The sequence below is a fragment of the Rugosimonospora africana genome, assembly GCF_016862975.1.
In the GTDB taxonomy this organism is placed as follows: Bacteria; Actinomycetota; Actinomycetes; order Mycobacteriales; family Micromonosporaceae; genus Rugosimonospora; species Rugosimonospora africana.
Genome location: NZ_BONZ01000003.1, coordinates 143,070 through 159,915, shown reverse-complemented (window position 1 = coordinate 159,915; position 16,846 = coordinate 143,070). Strand labels below are relative to the sequence as shown.

The window sequence follows — 16,846 nt, the reverse complement described above, 5'->3', positions numbered from 1 at the left end:
CGTCTGAGGCAGCCGGAGCCGGGTTTTGGCGGAGGCGAGCACAGACCCGCGCTGTAACGTCTGAGCGCAGCCGGAGCCGGGTTTTGGCGGAGGCGAGCACAGACCCGCTGATCTTCGCCGGATGCGGGCCGGACGGGGTCAGCCGGTCGAGAAGACCGTGAACGCCTCGGCCAGCCGGCCCTCGGGCAGCCCGGCCGCCGCCGCGTTCGCGGCGAGCATCGCCTGCACGCGGCTTTCGACATCGATGTGCGAGGTCTGCGTGATGTGCGCGAGAAGTGCGGCGATCTTCTGCGGGTACGTGGCGGTCACGTCCACGTAGAGGTCCGGGTCCGGACCGCCCTGGTACCACACCTCGCGTACGACCCACGGCTCCAGCCCTTCGTCCCGAAGCAGCTCGGGAAACGCGAACGGGTTGCGGGAGTCGGGGTAGATGGCGCAGGTGGTGGCCTCGCCCACGGCGAGGTGGTCGGGGTGGCTCGGGCCGGCGATGCGGTCCCAGCGCCGCAGTGGTGAGTTCGTCAGGATCCGGTCTGGCTGGTATCGGCGGATCGCCCGGGTGATGTCCCGGCGCAGCTCGATCGTCGGCTGGAGGGTGCCGTCCGGGTACCCGTCGAGGAACTCCACCTGCTCGACCCCGACGGCCTTGGCGGCGGCCAGCTGCTCGGCCTCGCGCAGCAGCGGCATCGCCTCGCGCGGCGTGTCGTCGAAGCCACCGGCATCGCCGCGCGTGACCAGCAGGTAGGTGACCTCCAGCCCCTGTTCGACCCAGCGGGCCACGGTGCCGGCGGCGCCGAAGTCCACGTCGTCGGGGTGGGCGGAGACCACCAAGACTCGGCGGGCGTCTGCGATGGGTTTGGCGGAGGGCGGGAAGCTCACGGTCGGAACGTTACCGTCGCGGCTACAGCGGCCCCCTCCCGGCCCGCAGAATCAGCAGCCCGAGCTGCGTACCGTCTGCTCCCAGCTCGGTGCGGAAGCGGTTGAGGATCTCGCGCTCCCGGGACAGGACGAGGCGCGTGCCGCCGGACGCGATCCGGGTCTTGCCGACCTCCTGGGAGATCGCCGCCCGCTCCTTCCAGAGGGCGATGATCGCCGCGTCGATCTCGTCGATGCGCTGGCGGAGATCGGCGATGTGACTGCTCGCGGGATCGGGCCCGCCCTCGGTGGACTCGGACGTCGCGCCATTGAGAGTGGTCGCGCTCATGGTTTGCTCCTCGATGTCTCCTGTGCCGGCCTGCCTGGCCCGGGAGCGCCGAAACGCCCCGGACTCGGAAGCCCGGGGCGTTTCGCAGGTCATGTGATCAGGCGCGACCTACGGCTGCCGGACTTCCGGTGCCGTAGTAAAAAAATCGCGCTTGGTTATGCACGGGTACGAGTATGCCACTGCGGAAAGGGGACGAGTCAAGCCCGTCCCGTACGGCGCAGCCACAGCAGGCCCAGTACCGGCAGGACAAGCGGGACGAAGCCGTATCCCTGGCCGTAACCGGACCAGACGGTCGCATCCGGGAAAGCGCCCCGATCGATCACACTGGCGGTGCCCACCGCCAGTACCCCGACCAGCTCCACGGAGCAGCAGAGTACGGCGAACCGCCGGTCGGAGCGGGCCAGCGCCACGGTCGCCAGGATGTAGACGACGCCGGCCAGCGCGGAGAGCAGGTACGCCAGCGGCGCCTCGTGGAACTTGGTCGCGATCTGTACCGCCGCCCGGGCGGTCGCGGCGAGCGCGAACAGCCCGTACACCGCGACCAGCACCCGTCCGGGGCCGGCGTTCGTCGGCCTGGGGCCGGGGATTCTGCCGCCCGGCCCGTCCGGCTTGTGGGCGGGCCGGTCAAGCGGCCCGGGGTTTGTGGACGCTGTGTCGCCAGGCCCGTCCGGTTTCTGGGCGGGCCGGTCCAGCGGCTCGGGATGCGACGCGGACTTAGCCAACGCCGGTCCACACCTGGTTGAGCCGGACGATCAGCACCGCGACGACCGCGCAGCCGATGGTCGCGATGAGCGCGCCCCAGCGGGTCGGCTCCAGCCGCGCCAGCACACCGGCCGCCGGCAGGATCACGAAGATCGCGACCAGGTACCCGACGAACGTGACCAGCGACTGCGGCCGCTGGCCCTGGGCGAGGTGGACCACCGAGATCACGATCTGCGCCATGACCAGGGCCTGCACGACGCCCATGGCGATCAGCTCGCCGATGCCGATAGCGTGCTTGCGCAGCGTGGTCACCAGGCACCAGGCGGCGGCGAGCAACGCGGTGACGATGATCGCCGTACCCACACCGTGCGGTGTCATGGCGGCCACCCTAGCGGGCTGTACCGGATGCCCGGTGGACCGGGCCCCGGTGGTGGGGCGGCGGGCACCGGCCGGACCGGCGGCGGAAGGCGCGCCGGACCGCGCCGACCGGCCAGCCGTGTTCTGTCGGAGGCTCGGCATAGACTCGGATACGCGATGCATGCTCTCTTCGACGCCCCCGCCAACCCGCCGTCGCCCGCCGAGCACTCCGGGCACCGCGGACAATCCGGTGACTCCCCATCCGGCGATCGTCCTCGCCGTGACGGCCCCCGGAGAAACGATCCGGAGAAGCTCCTCGAGGGGCTCAACGAACCCCAGCGGGCGGCCGTCGTGCACGCCGGTTCGCCGCTGCTGATCGTGGCCGGCGCCGGCTCCGGCAAGACCCGGGTGCTCACCCACCGCATCGCCTACCTGTTGGCGGCCCGTGATGTGCATCCGGGCGAGATCATCGCGATCACCTTCACCAACAAGGCCGCGGGCGAGATGAAGGAACGGGTCGCCGCGCTGGTCGGCGGGCGGGCCCGGATCATGTGGGTGTCCACCTTCCACAGCGCCTGTGTGCGCATCCTGCGGGCCGAGCACGAGCACGCCAACCTCAAGTCGACCTTCTCGATCTACGACGCCGACGACTCCCGGCGGCTCATGCAACTGGTCGCCCGGGAGCTCGACCTCGACCCCAAGCGCTACCCGGCCCGGTCGCTGGCCGCGCAGGTGTCCAACCTGAAAAACGAGCTGGTCGATCCCGAGACGTTCACGGCCCGGGCCAGCGGTCCGGCCGAGCGCACGCTGGCCGAGGCATACACGCTCTACCAGCGCCGGCTGGGCGAGGCGCACGCGCTCGACTTCGACGATCTGATCATGACGACCGTCCACCTGCTCCAGGCGTTCCCGGCGGTGGCGGAGAAATATCGTCGCCGGTTCCGTCACGTCCTGGTCGACGAGTACCAGGACACCAACCAGGCGCAGTACATGCTCGTCAAGGAGCTGGTCGGGGACAGCGGGGAGCTGTGCGTGGTCGGCGACGCGGACCAGTCGATCTACGCGTTCCGCGGCGCCACCATCCGTAACATCCTGGAGTTCGAGCGGGACTACCCGGACGCCCGCACGATCCTGCTGGAGCAGAATTACCGCTCCACGCAGACGATCCTGTCGGCGGCGAACGCGGTCATCGACCGCAACACCGAGCGCAAGCCGAAGCGGCTGTGGAGTGAGCAGGGCACCGGCGAGCAGATCGTCGGGTACGTCGCCGACACCGAGCACGCCGAGGCCGACTGGGTCGGCCGGGAGATCGACCGGCTCGGCGACGAGGGGCTGGCCCGTCCCGGCGACGTCGCGGTGTTCTACCGCACCAACGCCCAATCCCGAGTCTTCGAAGAGGTGTTCATCCGGATCGGCCTGCCATACAAGGTGGTCGGCGGGGTGCGGTTCTACGAGCGCAAGGAGGTCCGCGACGCGCTGGCCTACCTGCGGGCGGTCGACAACCCGGACGACACGGTGAGCCTGCGACGCATCCTCAACACCCCACGCCGGGGCATCGGCGACCGGGCCGAGGCATGCGTGGAGGCGCTGGCCAGCCGCGACCGGATCTCCTTCGGCGCCGCGCTGGGCAAGGCGGGCGACGCGCCGGGCATCTCCACCCGCGCGGTAAACGCGATCAATGACTTCGTCGCCCTGCTCGACGGGCTGCGCGAACTGGCCGCGACGGCGCCGGCCGAGGAGGTGCTGGAGGCGGCACTGCAGCGCTCGGGATACCTCGCCGAGCTGGAAGACAGCCTTGACCCGCAGGACGCCGGTCGGGTGGAAAACCTGCAGGAACTGGTGAGCGTGGCCCGGGAGTACACCGAACGGGCCGAGGCCACGGCCGCCGCGCTCGCCGCCGCGACCGAGGATGACGGCGACGGGACCGAAGACGAGAGCGCGGCGCCCGGCGCCACACCGCCCCCCGCACCGATCGCCGAGGCGCCCGCCACCGGCGGCCCCACCCTCGCTGGCTTCCTGGAGCAGGTCTCCCTGGTCGCCGACGCCGACGAGATCCCGCCGGAGGACCCGGAGCACCAGGGCGTCGTGACCCTCATGACCCTGCACACCGCGAAGGGCCTGGAGTTCCCGGTGGTGTTCCTGACCGGTCTGGAAGACGGGGTCTTCCCGCACCTGCGGTCGCTGGGCAACAACCGGGAGCTGGAGGAGGAGCGCCGGCTCGCCTACGTGGGGATCACCAGGGCCAGGCACCGGCTGTACCTGTCCCGGTCGGTGACCCGTTCGGCATGGGGGCAGCCGCAGTACAACCCGGCGTCCCGGTTCCTCGAGGAGTTGCCCGAGGACCTGCTGCGCTGGGAGCGGACCGAGGGGGCCTACACGTCCTGGTCGGGTAGCGGCGGCGGAGTCGGTGGCCGGGCCGGGTTCACCGGCAACCGGTTCGCCAACAACACGCCCAAGGCAGCCCGGCTGGCCGAGCGGCTGGGCATCCCGGCGACGGCCGGCCTGTCCACCGCGAGCGAGCTGGGCAAGGCGGCCGACGTGCCCAGCGTGCAACCCGGCGACCGGGTGAACCATCAGCGCTGGGGCCTGGGTCGGGTGGTCGCGGTCGAGGGGGCCGGTGCCCGGGCTCAGGCGCAGATCGACTTCGGGGACCAGACGATGTGGATCGTGCTGCGGCACGCCCCCATCGAGAAGATCTGAGATACGGAAAACCGCCCCGCACCCTGTCTGGGTGGCCGGGGCGGTTTCGGAAGACTCAGCTGTCGATCGCCTCGTTGTGGTCCGGGATGTTGACACCCTGCGCCATCAGGAACGAGACCGGGTTGACGGCCTTGCCGCTCTGCTGGATCTCGAAGTGCAGGTGCGGGTTGAAGGAGTATCCGGTGTTGCCGGTCAGGCCGAGCTGATCCCCGGCGTGCACCTTCTGACCCTCCTTGACCGTCAACGTGGAGGCGTGACCATACAAGATCGTGGTCCCGGCGCCCGTGTCCACCTCGACGGTGTATCCGTAGCCGCCGCACCAGCGGGCCAGCTTGATCGTGCCGTCGTGGGCCGCGTAGAACGGCGTGCCCTCGGCCGCCATCAGGTCGATGCCCGTCTGCGCTCCGGTCGTCGGGGCGACGGTGTAGTTCTTCACCGGCAGCAACCAGAGGTTCGGGATCATCTGGTCGACGCTGGTCATGTCGGACCGGTCGGTCGACCGACCTGCCCGGTCGGCGTTGGCCTGGCGGCTCGCCGCGTCGATGCCGGTGGTGGAGCTGGAGAAGTTTGCCGCGTTCAGTGCGGCTGGGTCGGCCTTGTGGTCCGGCATGGACGAGGCCGCCGCCAGGGCGACCATGCCCGCGCCCACGAGGGCCGTCGTCGCCACCGCCGCATATCGCGCTCGGGGTGGAGTCGGTGCTCTGCGGTGGCCACGATAGCGACCGCGATCTTCCCGAGAAGACACGCACATCCTCCGAATCAGTGTCATTGCCGCGGTGGCCGGACCCTGGTCGGCATCGATCAGTGACCGCCTCCGCGTCGCCATCCGGATGTCGCTCGGAGGACAACAGCAGCCACCGTAGCGAATTTGTTACCAGCCACACAAGCCAGCCGCGCAACTTCTCCGTACCGTTGTCCGTCCCGCCGGGGGCAAAGCGCGAAATTCGTTACCTTCGGGCCCCCACACTCGTTATCCGGCCACACATTAAGTATTCGATGTAGTACTTACCGTAAAGTAATTCGGGTACCGGTAGCCGCCTCGCCGTCCCTCATTAGCGTTCGTTCACGTGAGTCCGGCAGACTGTGACGCAGATGCCGGGCCACGGCGCCATGGCCGGCCCCGGGCCGGTCGGACCGACCGGTGCCAGACGCGCCGAGCCAGACTGGTCGGAAGCGGTCGGTCAAGGGGAGAGGTGGTGCCGCGATGAGTTCTCGGATCCGCGTGGTGGTCGCGAAGCCCGGGCTGGATGGCCACGACCGGGGCGCGAAAGTGGTGGCCAGGGCGTTGCGCGACGCTGGCATGGAGGTCATCTACACCGGCCTGCACCAGACGCCGGAGCAGATCGTGGAGACCGCGATCCAGGAGGACGCCGACGCGGTCGGGCTGTCCGTCCTGTCCGGCGCGCACATGACTCTGTTCAAGCGAGTCGTCGAGCTGCTTGCCGAGCGCGACGCGGCGGACATCGTGGTGTTCGGCGGCGGCATCATTCCGGACGCGGACATCCCCGAGTTGGAACGCATCGGTGTAGCTAAGATCTTCACTCCCGGCGCGACCACGGCGTCGATCGTGGAGTGGGTACGGGAACACGTCGCCACTCCGGTTTCCTGACAGAACGCGGCCGTCGAGTGACGCTGTGTCGCGTAATTCGATGAGCCGCGCAACTAACGGGAAAAAGAAAGGGAGCGGCCGGACGCACCCCTCACACGTCCGGCCGCTCTATGCACGACGCCCCGCCGCCACCCCTCGACCGACAGGGCATCGGCCGCCTTTGGTGTCGACCCCGTTCCCGGCGTCGACATTGTTCTCAACGACGGCTCGGTGAGGGGGTTACGCGGCCGGTTCGATTAATTTGTGCGGTAGGGCACAGGGCGTACCCGTCCCGCAGACCGGGCCAAACCGGCGGTTAGGCTTCGGGCCGAAGGCCCGGCTTAGCGGAAGGCGGGCGCGATCGGAACGGGACGCGCAACGTGGACCTGTACGAATACCAGGGGCGCGAGCTGTTCGCCCGGCACGGGTTGCCGGTGCTGGACGGCGGCGTCGCCACCACCCCGGAGGAGGCCCGCGCCATCGCCGATCGGCTGGGCGGACGCGTGGTCGTCAAGGCCCAGGTCAAGGTCGGTGGCCGCGGCAAGGCGGGCGGGGTAAAGCTCGCCGATGGCGTGGACGAGGCCGAGGCCCGAGCACGGGACATCCTCGGCATGGACATCAAGGGCCACACGGTCCACAAGGTCATGGTCACCACGACCGCCGACATCGCCGAGGAGTACTACTTCTCGTACCTGCTGGACCGGGCGAACCGCACGTTCCTGTGCATCGCCAGCGTGGCCGGCGGTATGGAGATCGAGCAGGTCGCGCACGAGGCTCCGGAGAAGGTCGTCCAGGAGCCGATCGACGCGAACGTCGGTGTCGACGAGGCCAAGGCTCGGGACATCGTGAGCCGGGCCGGGTTCCCGGCCGACGTCGCCGACCAGGTCGCGGCCATCGCTGTGAAGCTGTGGCAGACGTTCGTCGCCGAGGACGCGACCCTCGTCGAGGTGAACCCGCTGGCGAAGGTCGCTGACGGTCGGGTGCTGCTGCTCGACGCGAAGATCACCTTCGACGGCAACGCCGGCTTCCGCCACCCGGATCACGAGGCGCTGGAGGACACCTCCGCGGTCGACCCGCTGGAGCAGCGGGCGAAGGAGCGCGACCTCAACTACGTCAAGCTCGACGGTGAGGTCGGCATCATCGGAAACGGCGCCGGTCTGGTCATGTCCACGCTGGACGTGGTGGCGTACGCGGGCGAGGAGTTCGGCAAGGTACGCCCGGCCAACTTTCTGGACATCGGCGGCGGCGCGAGCGCCGAGGTGATGGCGAACGGGCTGGAGATCGTCCTGTCCGACCCCGCGGTACGCAGCGTCTTCGTCAACGTCTTCGGTGGCATCACCGCCTGTGACGCGGTCGCCAACGGCATCCTCCAGGCCCTCAAGCTGCTCGGCGAGCGGGGCGAGGCGGTCACGAAGCCGCTGGTCGTGCGCCTGGACGGCAACAACGCCGAGGAGGGTCGGCGGATCCTGGACAACGCGGGCAATCCGCTGGTGGAACGGGTAGACACGATGGACGGCGCCGCGCGGCGGGCCGCCGAGCTGGCTGGGGTTTCCGCGGAGAGCTCGCGGGTCCGCGACGAAAGCGGGGTGTGACATGGCGATCTGGCTCACCAAGGACTCGAAGGTCATCGTCCAGGGTGTGACGGGCTCCGAGGGCTCCAAGCACACCCGCCGGATGCTTCGCGCCGGTACGAACATCGTCGGCGGTACGAACCCGCGCAAGGCCGGCACCACCGTCGACTTCGACGGCACCCAGGTGCCGGTGTTCGCCGGGGTGGCCGAGGCGATGAAGGAGACCGGCGCGGACGTGTCGGTCATCTTCGTTCCGCCGGCCGGTGCCAAGGCCGCGATGATCGAGGCGGTCGACGCGCAGATCCCGCTCGCCGTGGTCATCACGGAGGGCATCCCGGTGCACGACTCGACGGCGGCCTGGGCGTACAACGTCGCGAACGGCAACAAGACCCGGCTCATCGGGCCGAACTGCCCGGGCATCGCCTCGCCGGGCGCGTCGAACGCGGGCATCATCCCGGCTGACATCACCGGCCCGGGCCGCATCGGCCTGGTCAGCAAGTCCGGGACGCTGACCTACCAGATGATGTACGAGCTGCGGGACATCGGCTTCTCCACCTGCGTCGGCATCGGTGGCGACCCGGTCATCGGCACCACCCACATCGACGCGCTGGCGGCGTTCCAGGACGACCCGGAGACCGCGGCGGTCGTGATGATCGGCGAGATCGGCGGCGACGCCGAGGAGCGGGCCGCGGACTTCATCAAGGCCAACGTCACCAAGCCGGTCGTCGGCTACATCGCCGGTTTCACCGCGCCTCCCGGCAAGACGATGGGGCACGCGGGCGCGATCATCTCGGGCTCGTCCGGTACGGCGGACGCCAAGAAGGTGGCGCTGGAAGCGGCTGGTGTGAAGGTCGGCAAGACCCCCAGCGAGACCGCCGCGCTCATGCGTGAGGTCATTCAGTCGCTCTGAACCAAACGAACGTGAGACGGCCGGTCGCGTGACCGGCCGTCTCACGTTTGAGAGAGTCAGAGGCGATGGCAGGCACCCCTTCGAAGGACGGGCCCGACAAGCCCCTCGCGACGACGTCGTCGCGGCTCGATGGCGGCGTGCCCCGGCAGCCGGACGGCACCCGGGCACGGCCGGCCTCCGGCGGCGGGCGTGGACCGGCCGGCCGCACCGGGGCCGGCTCTCCGACGTCCCGGCGGCCGGTGCGCCGCCGCAGGGCACCGGTGCTGGTCGCGGCCGCGGTCACCACGGGCTGGGCGGCTGTGGTGTCGTACCTGTCGGTGGTCGCCGTACTCGGTCTCGTCGTCCTGGTGGGCGGCGGGGCGTCGGCACCCGTGGTGTTCCGGTTCGGCACCGCCGGGTGGCTGCTCGCGCACGGCGTACCGCTGGGTACCAGCGCCGGGCCTCTCGGCCTCGTACCGCTCGCGGTCTCCGGGCTGGCCGCGTGGCGGGTCGCCCGGGCCGGGGTACACACCGCCCGCGCCATCGGCGCCCGGCAACGCGGGCCGCTGCGCCTCGCGATCGTGGCGGCGACCATGGTCGGACTCGTGTACGGGGTGATCGGCGTCGTGGCGGCCGCGGCCGCGCACAACGACGCGCTGGCCATCAGTCCCATCCGGGCCGGGTTCACCTGTGGCGTGTTCGCGCTGCTCACGGCGCTGGCCGGTGCCGTCGTGGAGAGCCGGATCGCGGCCGGCTGGTGGGACCGCCTGCCGCTGGTGGCCCGGGACGCCGTGCGTACCGGTGTGGTCGCGGCGCTGCTCGTGCTCGGCGCCGGGGCAGCCGTCGCCGGGGTGGCGGTGGCGGTGGCCGGCGGCGAAGCGAGTTCGATGTTCGCGGCGTACCGCACCGGCGTCGCGGGACAGGCCGGGCTGACCCTGCTCTGCCTGGTCTTCGCTCCGAACCTCGCGGTGTGGTCGATGTCCTACCTGGTCGGCCCGGGCTTCGTGGTCGGAGCGGGGGCCACGGTCAGCGCCGCCAAGGTGAGCCTGGGCGCCCTGCCGGCCATACCGGTGCTCGCCGGGCTGCCGAGTACCGCGGTTTCCGGCCTGGCCGCGCCGCTGCTCGGGGTACCGATGGCGGGCGGGATGGCGGCCGGTTGGCTGCTCGCCCGGCGCCGGCTCCGCCAGGCGGAGCAGGGCACACCGGAGCCGACCTGGAGTGCGCTGCTGGGCGCGGCCGCCCTGGCCGGGCCCGCCGCCGGCATCCTGCTCGGCCTGGTCGCCTGGGCATCGGGCGGATCGTTGGGCTCCGGCCGGCTCGCGCAGACCGGGCCGACGGGGTGGACGGTCGGGCTGGTCGGCGCGCTGGTGGTCGCCGTGGGCGCGGTCATCGCCGCCGCCGCGACCAGGGTATTGGCCGGTGGGCGGCGGTCCGGACGGTACCGGTAAAGTTCGCCCGGTGACGCGCAAGGTGTTCGCTGCGGCGGGGGCGGCCCAGTGACCGCACGCCTCGTCGTGCTGGTTTCCGGCTCAGGTACCAACCTTCAGGCGCTGCTCGACGCGGCGGCCGACCCCGGCTACGGCGCCGATGTCGTCGCGGTCGGTGCGGACCGGGACAACATCGAGGGCCTGGTCCGCGCGGCGAAGCGCGACGTGCCGACGTTCGTCCACCGGGTCGCGGACTACCCGACCCGGGAGGACTGGGATCGCGCGCTGGCCGCCTCGGTCGCCCGGTACGAGCCCGACCTGGTGGTCTCCGCCGGTTTCCTCAAACTGGTCGGCCCCGCGTTCCTCGTGGAGTTCGCCGGTCGGTACGTGAACACGCACAACGCCCTGTTGCCCGGGTTCCCGGGCATCCACGGGCCGCGGGACGCGCTCGCCTACGGCGTGAAGCTCGCCGGAGCCACTCTGTTTTTCGTCGACGCGGGCGTGGACACCGGGCCGATCATCGCGCAGGTGGCGGTGCCGGTGAACGACGACGACACCGAGGAGAGCCTCACCGAGCGGATCAAGGTCGCCGAGCGAAGCCAGCTCGTTGACGTGATAGGACGACTGGTCCGGGAGGGCTGGACCGTCACGGGAAGAAGGGTCACCATTCCATGACCGAGCTACGCCCGATCCGGCGCGCGGTGCTCAGCGTGTACGACAAGACCGGCCTGGAAGAGCTGGCCCGGGCGCTCGACGCGGCCGGTGTGCAGATCGTGTCGACCGGGTCGACGGCGGCCCGCATCGCCGGGCTGGGGATCGCGGTGACCCCGGTGGAAGAGCTGACCGGTTTCCCGGAGATGTTGGACGGCCGGGTCAAGACCCTGCACCCGAAGGTGCACGCCGGACTGCTGGCCGACCTGCGCCTGGACTCGCACGCGGCGGCGCTGACCGAGGCCGGGATCGAGCCGTTCGACCTGCTGGTGTCCAACCTGTACCCGTTCACCGAGACGATCGCCTCGGGGGCGGACTTCGACGCGTGCGTGGAACAGATCGACATCGGCGGGCCGGCGATGGTCCGGTCCGCGGCGAAGAACCACGCGAGCGTCGCGGTCGTGACCTCGATCGACGCGTACCCCACGCTGATCAAGGCGATTCAGGGCGGCGGCACCACGCTGGCGCAGCGCAGGGCGATGGCGGCCCGCGCGTTCGCCGACATCGCCGAGTACGACGTCGCGATCGCCAACTGGTTCGCGGTGCAGGAGCTGGGGCCGGACGCCGCCGGATGGCCGGACACGGCCGGGCTGGCGCTGCGCAAGAAGAACGTGCTGCGGTACGGCGAGAACCCGCACCAGCAGGCCGCCCTGTACGCCGACCCGTCCCGCCCGGCCGGACTGGCCCAGGCCGAGCAGTTGCACGGCAAGGAGATGTCCTACAACAACTACGTCGACGCCGACGCCGCCTGGCGTTCGGCCAACGACTTCAGCCAGCCGTGTGTGTCCATCATCAAGCACGCCAACCCGTGCGGCATCGCGGTCGGGGCGGACGTGGCGGAGGCGCACCGGAAGGCGCACGCCTGCGACCCGGTGTCCGCGTTCGGCGGGGTGATCGCGGTGAACCAGGCGGTCACCGTCGAGCTGGCCAAGCAGGTCACCGAGATCTTCACCGAGGTCGTCGTCGCACCGTCCTATGAGGACGGTGCCGTGGAGATCCTGGCCGCCAAGAAGAACGTTCGGATCCTCGTCGCTCCACAATGGACTCCGGAACCGGCGGAGTGGCGCCTGGTCTCCGGCGGCGTGCTGACCCAGACCGCGGACCGGATCGACGCCCCCGGCGACGCGCCGTCGACCTGGCGCCTGGCCGCCGGCGACGCGGCCGACGAGCAGACGCTGCGCGACCTGGAGTTCGCCTGGCGCGCCATCCGGTCGGTGAAGTCCAACGCGATCCTGCTGGCCGTTCAGGGCGCGTCCGTCGGCGTGGGCATGGGCCAGGTCAACCGGGTGGACGCCGCCCGGCTCGCGGTGTCCAGGGCCGGCGACCGGGCGGCGGGTTCGGTGGCCGCGTCGGACGCGTTCTTCCCGTTCCCAGACGGCCTCCAGGTGCTGACCGAAGCCGGCGTACGGGCGGTGGTCCAGCCCGGCGGCTCGGTGCGCGACGACGACGTGATCGCCGCGGCCCGGGCCGCCGGCGTGACGCTGTACCTGACCGGTACCCGCCACTTCTACCACTAAGACCCGGTCCTGCCGGTTGTTGCCGACCGGCGGCGACGACCGGACAGAACCCGGGCGGCGCTCCGGCTCACCAGCGGCTGGCGCCGTGACGCAGCTCGGCGAAGTGGCAGGCACTCGGGTGCGGGTCGGCCGCGCGCATCGCCAGCGGCGGCTCCTCGGTCGCACACCGCTCGCGGGGCCGCCAGCAACGGGTGCGGAAGCGGCAGCCGGACGGCGGGTCGGCGGGTGACGGTACGTCGCCCTCCAGCCGGATGATGTCGCGCCACGCCCGGGCGTCCGGATCGGGCACCGGCACCGCGGACAGCAGAGCCTGCGTGTACGGGTGGGTCGGCCGGGCGTAGATCTGCGCCTCGGTGCCGACCTCGACGAACTTGCCGAGGTACATCACCGCGACCCGGTCGGAGATGTGCCTGACCACCGACAGGTCGTGCGCGATGAAGATGTAGGAGAGCCCGAACTCGGCCTGCAGCCGTTCGAGCAGATTGATCACCTGTGCCTGGATGGACACGTCCAGCGCGGACACCGGCTCGTCGCAGATGATCACCTCGGGGCGCAGGGCGAGCGCCCGGGCGATCCCGACGCGCTGGCGCTGCCCGCCGGAGAACTGGTGCGGGTACCGGTTGATGTGCTCCGGGTTCAGGCCCACGTACTCCAGCAGCTGCTGGACGAGGCGGCGCCGGTCGCCGCGCGGCGCCGCGTCGGGATGGATCTCGTACGGCTCGCCGACGATGTCGCCGACCGTCATCCGAGGGTTCAGCGACGTGTACGGGTCCTGCATGACCATCTGTACCCGGCGGCGCAGCCGGCGCAGCTCGGCACCGGACATCTTGAGCATGTCCCGGCCCTCCAGGTAGGCCCGGCCCGCCGTCGGACGCTCCGCCAACATCAGCAGCTTGGCCAGCGTGGACTTCCCGCAGCCGGATTCGCCGACCACGCCGAGCGTCTCACCCCGGTACAGCTCGAAGGAGACCCCGTCGACCGCCCGGATCGCGCCCGGGTGCCGCCCGGCCCGGCCGTGGCGCGACCGGCCGCGACCGGTGCCGCCGCCGGTGGTGCCGAAGTGCTTGACCAGGTTCTCCACCCGGATCAACGGCTCAGCCGCGGCGACCATCGGCAACCTCTCTCGCGAAGTGGCAGGCGCTGTAGCGCCCGATCCCCAGCGGTACCCGCGGCGGCACCGTCGAGCGGCACACGTCCCGCGCGTACGGGCAGCGCGGATGGAACGGACAGCCGGTGGGGATCTTCGTCAGGCTCGGCGGCAGCCCGGGGATGGTGGCCAGCGGCGCACCCTTCCCGTTCAGCCGGGGGACCGACGCGAGCAGCCCCCGCGTGTACGGGTGCCCCGGCGTCCGGTACAGCTGGTACACGTCGGCCTGCTCGACGATCCGGCCGGCGTACATGACCACGATCCGGTCCGCGACGTCGGCCACCACCCCGAGATCGTGCGTGATGAGGATCATCGCCATGCCGAGGTCCCTGCGCAGCTCGGCGAGGAGATCCATGATCTGCGCCTGTACCGTCACGTCGAGCGCCGTGGTCGGCTCGTCGGCGATGAGCACCTTCGGGCGCTGTGCCAGCGCCATCGCGATCATGATGCGTTGGCGCATGCCGCCGGAGAACTGGTGCGGGTATTCGCCGACGCGCTGGCGGGCCCCGGGAATCCGTACCAGATCCATCAGCTCCACCGCCCGCTTGCGCGCGTCCGCCCGGGACGTACCTTCGCCCAGGCGCACGGCCTCGGCGATCTGGAAGCCGACGGAGAACACCGGGTTGAGCGCGGACAGGGCGTCTTGGAAGATCATGCCGATCTCCCGCCCGCGGAATCGCCGCCGCGCCGACTCTGGCATGCGCAGCAGGTCCTGGCCCTGATAGAGGATCTCGCCGCCGGTGATCCGGGCCGGCGGAGTGTCCAGGATGCCCATGATGGCGTGGGCGGTCACCGACTTGCCGGAGCCGGACTCGCCCAGCACCGCGAGCACCTCGGCGGGGTCGAGGTGGTAGCTGACACCGTTCAGCACCGTGGCCACTCCGTCCCTGGTGTGGAACTGGAGCGCGAGGTCCCGCACGTCGAGCAGGGGCGCCGCCACCATGGCCGTCATCGCCGCCTGAGCGGAGCCGGAGCCGGTTTGTGGCGGAGGCGAGTACGGGCCCGTCATCGCCGCCTGAGCGGAGCCGGAGCCGGTTTTTGGCGGAGGCGAGTACAGGCCTGTCATCGCAGCCTCGGATCGAACGCCTCGCGCACGGACTCGCCGAGCATGCTGAACGCCACGACGGTCAGCGCCAGAAAGCCGGCGGGGAACAGCAGTGGCCAGGGGGCCTGGTAGAACCGGCCCTGCGCGACAGAGATGTCGTCCCCCCAGGAGATCGTGGGCGGCCTGAGGCCGACGCCGAGGAAGGACAGCGTGGCCTCGGTCGCGATGAACACGCCGAGCGCGATGGTGAGCACGACGATGAATGGCGCGACGGCGTTCGGCAGGATGTGCCGGAACATGATCCGGCGGTTGCCGGCACCGAGCATCCGGGCCGCCTGGACGTAGTCCTGCTGTTTCGCGCTGATCACGCAGGACCGCACGACCCTGGCGCCGGTCGTCCAGCCGAGCACGCCGAGTACCAGCACAACCGGCCAGATCCCGAGGTCACGGGTACCGAACGAGCGGCTGAGCACGATCGCCGCGAGCAGCAGCGGGATGCCCAGCACGATGTCGATGATCCGAGTCAGCAGCGCGTCGATCCAGCCGCCGTAGTACCCGGCGACCATGCCCACGACCAGGGCCAGCACCCCGGAGACGAGGGTCGACAGGACGCCGACCAGGATCGAGGCGCGGGCACCGTAGATCGTCCGGGCGTACACGTCGCAACCCTGCAGGTCGGTGCCGAACCAGTGCTGGCCACTCGGCGGGTTCTGCGAACGGGACAGGTCACACACGGTCGGGCTGATCGACGTGTAGACCCGCGGGACGGTCGCCATGACGAGGAACAGCAGGACGAGCGTCACGGCGACCCAGAAGATCGGTTTGCGACGCAGGTCGTACCAGGCGTCCCCGGCGAGCCCGCGCGGTGGGCCGGCGTCCGGCTCGCCGTCGCGCGGCGCGATGCCCGGCAGGCCCGCGGACGAAGCGATCCTGATCCTCACGGGGGGAGCGGCTCCGCCGCGCTCGCCTAGCTGTCGCTCACTCATGGCCGCGCCTCGCTGCGCTCACCGCGCCCATGAGGCACGAACACACCGCAATTCCGATTCCCTCGCTTCGCTCACTCATACCGGATCCTCGGATCGAGCACCGCGTACAACAGGTCGACGACCAGGCTGCTGACCAGGTAGACGATCACGAGCACGCTGACGATGCCGACCACGGTCGGCCCGTCCTGAAGGTGGATGCCCTGGTACAGCTGGTAGCCGATGCCAGGGATGTTGAAGATGCGCTCGGTCACCACCGCCCCCGCCATCAGCTCGCCGATCGTGACGCCGATGAACGTGATGACCGGGATCAGCGAGTTGCGCAGCACGTGCACGCCGATCACCCGCCGCCGGGACAGGCCCTTGGCGTTCGCGGTACGCACGTAGTCGGCGCGGAGATTTTCCAGGATCGAGGTGCGGGTGAGCCGGACCGCGGTGGCCAGCGTGATCGACGCGAGGATGACCGCCGGAAGGAGGTACGCCGTGATGCCGGCATCCGCGCCGACGGTCACCGGCAGCACCTTCCACTTCACCCCCAGCAGGTACTGGAGGTTGAAGCCCAGGACGAACACCGGGATGCCGATGACCACCAGGGTCAGGATCAGGGTGGCGTGGTCGAAGACGCCACCCCGGCGCACCGCCGACACCAGGCCGGCACCGATCCCGACCAGAAGGACGACAAGCAGCGCCAGGGCCGACAACCGCAGCGTGTACGGCCACGCCTGCCCCATGAGCTGCGAGATCGGCCGCCCGCTGATCTGGGTACCGAGGTCCCCGCGCAGCAGGTTCCCCATGTACCGCAGGTACTGGACGATGAACGGGTCGTCCAGGTGGTACCGGACCGTGAGGTCCGCACGCAGCTGCGGGCTGACCGGCCGCTCGCCGACCAGCGCCTGGATCGGGTCGCTGGCGGCGGCGAACATCAGGGCGTACACGACGAAGGTGGTGCCGACGAAGACCAGGATCATCTGGATCAGTCGCCGCACGATGAATCTGAACATGAACGTC

At 70.5% G+C, this 16,846-nt stretch carries 16 protein-coding genes; 7 read left to right on the top strand and 9 right to left on the bottom strand.

Annotated elements, in window-relative coordinates:
• Positions 1 to 138: 138 nt before the first annotated feature.
• From Raf01_RS01585 to Raf01_RS01570, 4 genes are all read right to left on the bottom strand, one after another.
• Entirely contained in the window at positions 139 to 876 is a 738-nt protein-coding gene (locus Raf01_RS01585; protein ID WP_239133289.1) for a PIG-L deacetylase family protein, read from the bottom strand.
• A gap of 22 nt (positions 877 to 898) precedes the next feature.
• The gene (locus Raf01_RS01580) at positions 899 to 1,216 is read right to left on the bottom strand and encodes a chorismate mutase (RefSeq protein WP_373319431.1); all 318 of its coding nucleotides are present in this window, start codon (positions 1,214 to 1,216) and stop codon (positions 899 to 901) included.
• 182 nt (positions 1,217 to 1,398) lie between these two features.
• Positions 1,399 to 1,788, bottom strand: coding sequence for a hypothetical protein (locus tag Raf01_RS01575; protein ID WP_203915873.1), 390 nt, complete (start codon positions 1,786 to 1,788; stop codon positions 1,399 to 1,401).
• A gap of 127 nt (positions 1,789 to 1,915) precedes the next feature.
• On the bottom strand, positions 1,916 to 2,281 hold the full coding sequence (locus Raf01_RS01570; protein WP_203915858.1) for a hypothetical protein: 366 nt from the start codon (positions 2,279 to 2,281) through the stop codon (positions 1,916 to 1,918).
• Between the two features lie 156 nt (positions 2,282 to 2,437).
• Here Raf01_RS01570 and Raf01_RS01565 point away from each other — a divergent pair, with 156 nt between their 5' ends.
• On the top strand, positions 2,438 to 4,960 hold the full coding sequence (locus tag Raf01_RS01565) for a UvrD-helicase domain-containing protein (RefSeq protein WP_203915857.1): 2,523 nt from the start codon (positions 2,438 to 2,440) through the stop codon (positions 4,958 to 4,960).
• 55 nt (positions 4,961 to 5,015) lie between these two features.
• Here Raf01_RS01565 and Raf01_RS01560 read toward each other — a convergent pair whose 3' ends face one another.
• On the bottom strand, positions 5,016 to 5,729 hold the full coding sequence (locus tag Raf01_RS01560) for a M23 family metallopeptidase (protein WP_373319429.1): 714 nt from the start codon (positions 5,727 to 5,729) through the stop codon (positions 5,016 to 5,018).
• A 435-nt stretch (positions 5,730 to 6,164) separates the two neighbouring features.
• Between Raf01_RS01560 and icmB the strand changes: the two genes are divergently transcribed.
• From icmB to purH, 6 genes are all read left to right on the top strand, one after another.
• Entirely contained in the window at positions 6,165 to 6,569 is a 405-nt protein-coding gene (gene icmB, locus Raf01_RS01555) for a coenzyme B12-dependent isobutyryl CoA mutase small subunit (RefSeq protein WP_203915855.1), read from the top strand.
• A 359-nt stretch (positions 6,570 to 6,928) separates the two neighbouring features.
• A complete protein-coding gene (gene sucC / locus Raf01_RS01550; protein ID WP_203915854.1) occupies positions 6,929 to 8,140 on the top strand; it encodes an ADP-forming succinate--CoA ligase subunit beta in 1,212 nt (403 codons plus the stop codon).
• A 1-nt stretch (position 8,141) separates the two neighbouring features.
• Positions 8,142 to 9,029, top strand: a complete 888-nt coding sequence (gene sucD / locus Raf01_RS01545; protein ID WP_203915853.1) for a succinate--CoA ligase subunit alpha — start codon at positions 8,142 to 8,144, stop codon at positions 9,027 to 9,029.
• 65 nt (positions 9,030 to 9,094) lie between these two features.
• Positions 9,095 to 10,456 carry a cell division protein PerM gene (locus Raf01_RS01540; protein ID WP_239133288.1) on the top strand — a complete coding sequence of 454 codons (1,362 nt, stop codon included), beginning with the start codon at positions 9,095 to 9,097 and terminating at the stop codon, positions 10,454 to 10,456.
• Between the two features lie 48 nt (positions 10,457 to 10,504).
• On the top strand, positions 10,505 to 11,110 hold the full coding sequence (purN, locus tag Raf01_RS01535; protein WP_203915852.1) for a phosphoribosylglycinamide formyltransferase: 606 nt from the start codon (positions 10,505 to 10,507) through the stop codon (positions 11,108 to 11,110).
• On the top strand, positions 11,107 to 12,663 hold the full coding sequence (gene purH / locus Raf01_RS01530; protein WP_203915851.1) for a bifunctional phosphoribosylaminoimidazolecarboxamide formyltransferase/IMP cyclohydrolase: 1,557 nt from the start codon (positions 11,107 to 11,109) through the stop codon (positions 12,661 to 12,663). Before purN ends, purH begins: the two co-directional genes overlap by 4 nt.
• 67 nt (positions 12,664 to 12,730) lie before the next feature.
• On the opposite strand, the gene Raf01_RS01525 is transcribed toward purH, so the two are convergent.
• From Raf01_RS01525 to Raf01_RS01510, 4 genes are all read right to left on the bottom strand, one after another.
• Positions 12,731 to 13,774 (bottom strand): ABC transporter ATP-binding protein, encoded by a 1,044-nt coding sequence (locus Raf01_RS01525; protein ID WP_203915850.1) that lies wholly within the window; start codon positions 13,772 to 13,774, stop codon positions 12,731 to 12,733.
• Positions 13,758 to 14,876 (bottom strand): ABC transporter ATP-binding protein, encoded by a 1,119-nt coding sequence (locus tag Raf01_RS01520; protein ID WP_373319428.1) that lies wholly within the window; start codon positions 14,874 to 14,876, stop codon positions 13,758 to 13,760. Before Raf01_RS01520 ends, Raf01_RS01525 begins: the two co-directional genes overlap by 17 nt.
• Positions 14,873 to 15,796: an ABC transporter permease gene (locus tag Raf01_RS01515; RefSeq protein ID WP_373319427.1), complete on the bottom strand. Its 924-nt coding sequence runs from the start codon at positions 15,794 to 15,796 to the stop codon at positions 14,873 to 14,875. Before Raf01_RS01515 ends, Raf01_RS01520 begins: the two co-directional genes overlap by 4 nt.
• Positions 15,797 to 15,912: 116 nt before the next feature.
• Complete coding sequence (locus Raf01_RS01510) at positions 15,913 to 16,839, bottom strand: ABC transporter permease (RefSeq protein ID WP_203915847.1); 927 nt, start codon at positions 16,837 to 16,839, stop codon at positions 15,913 to 15,915.
• Between the last annotated feature and the right edge of the window lie 7 nt (positions 16,840 to 16,846).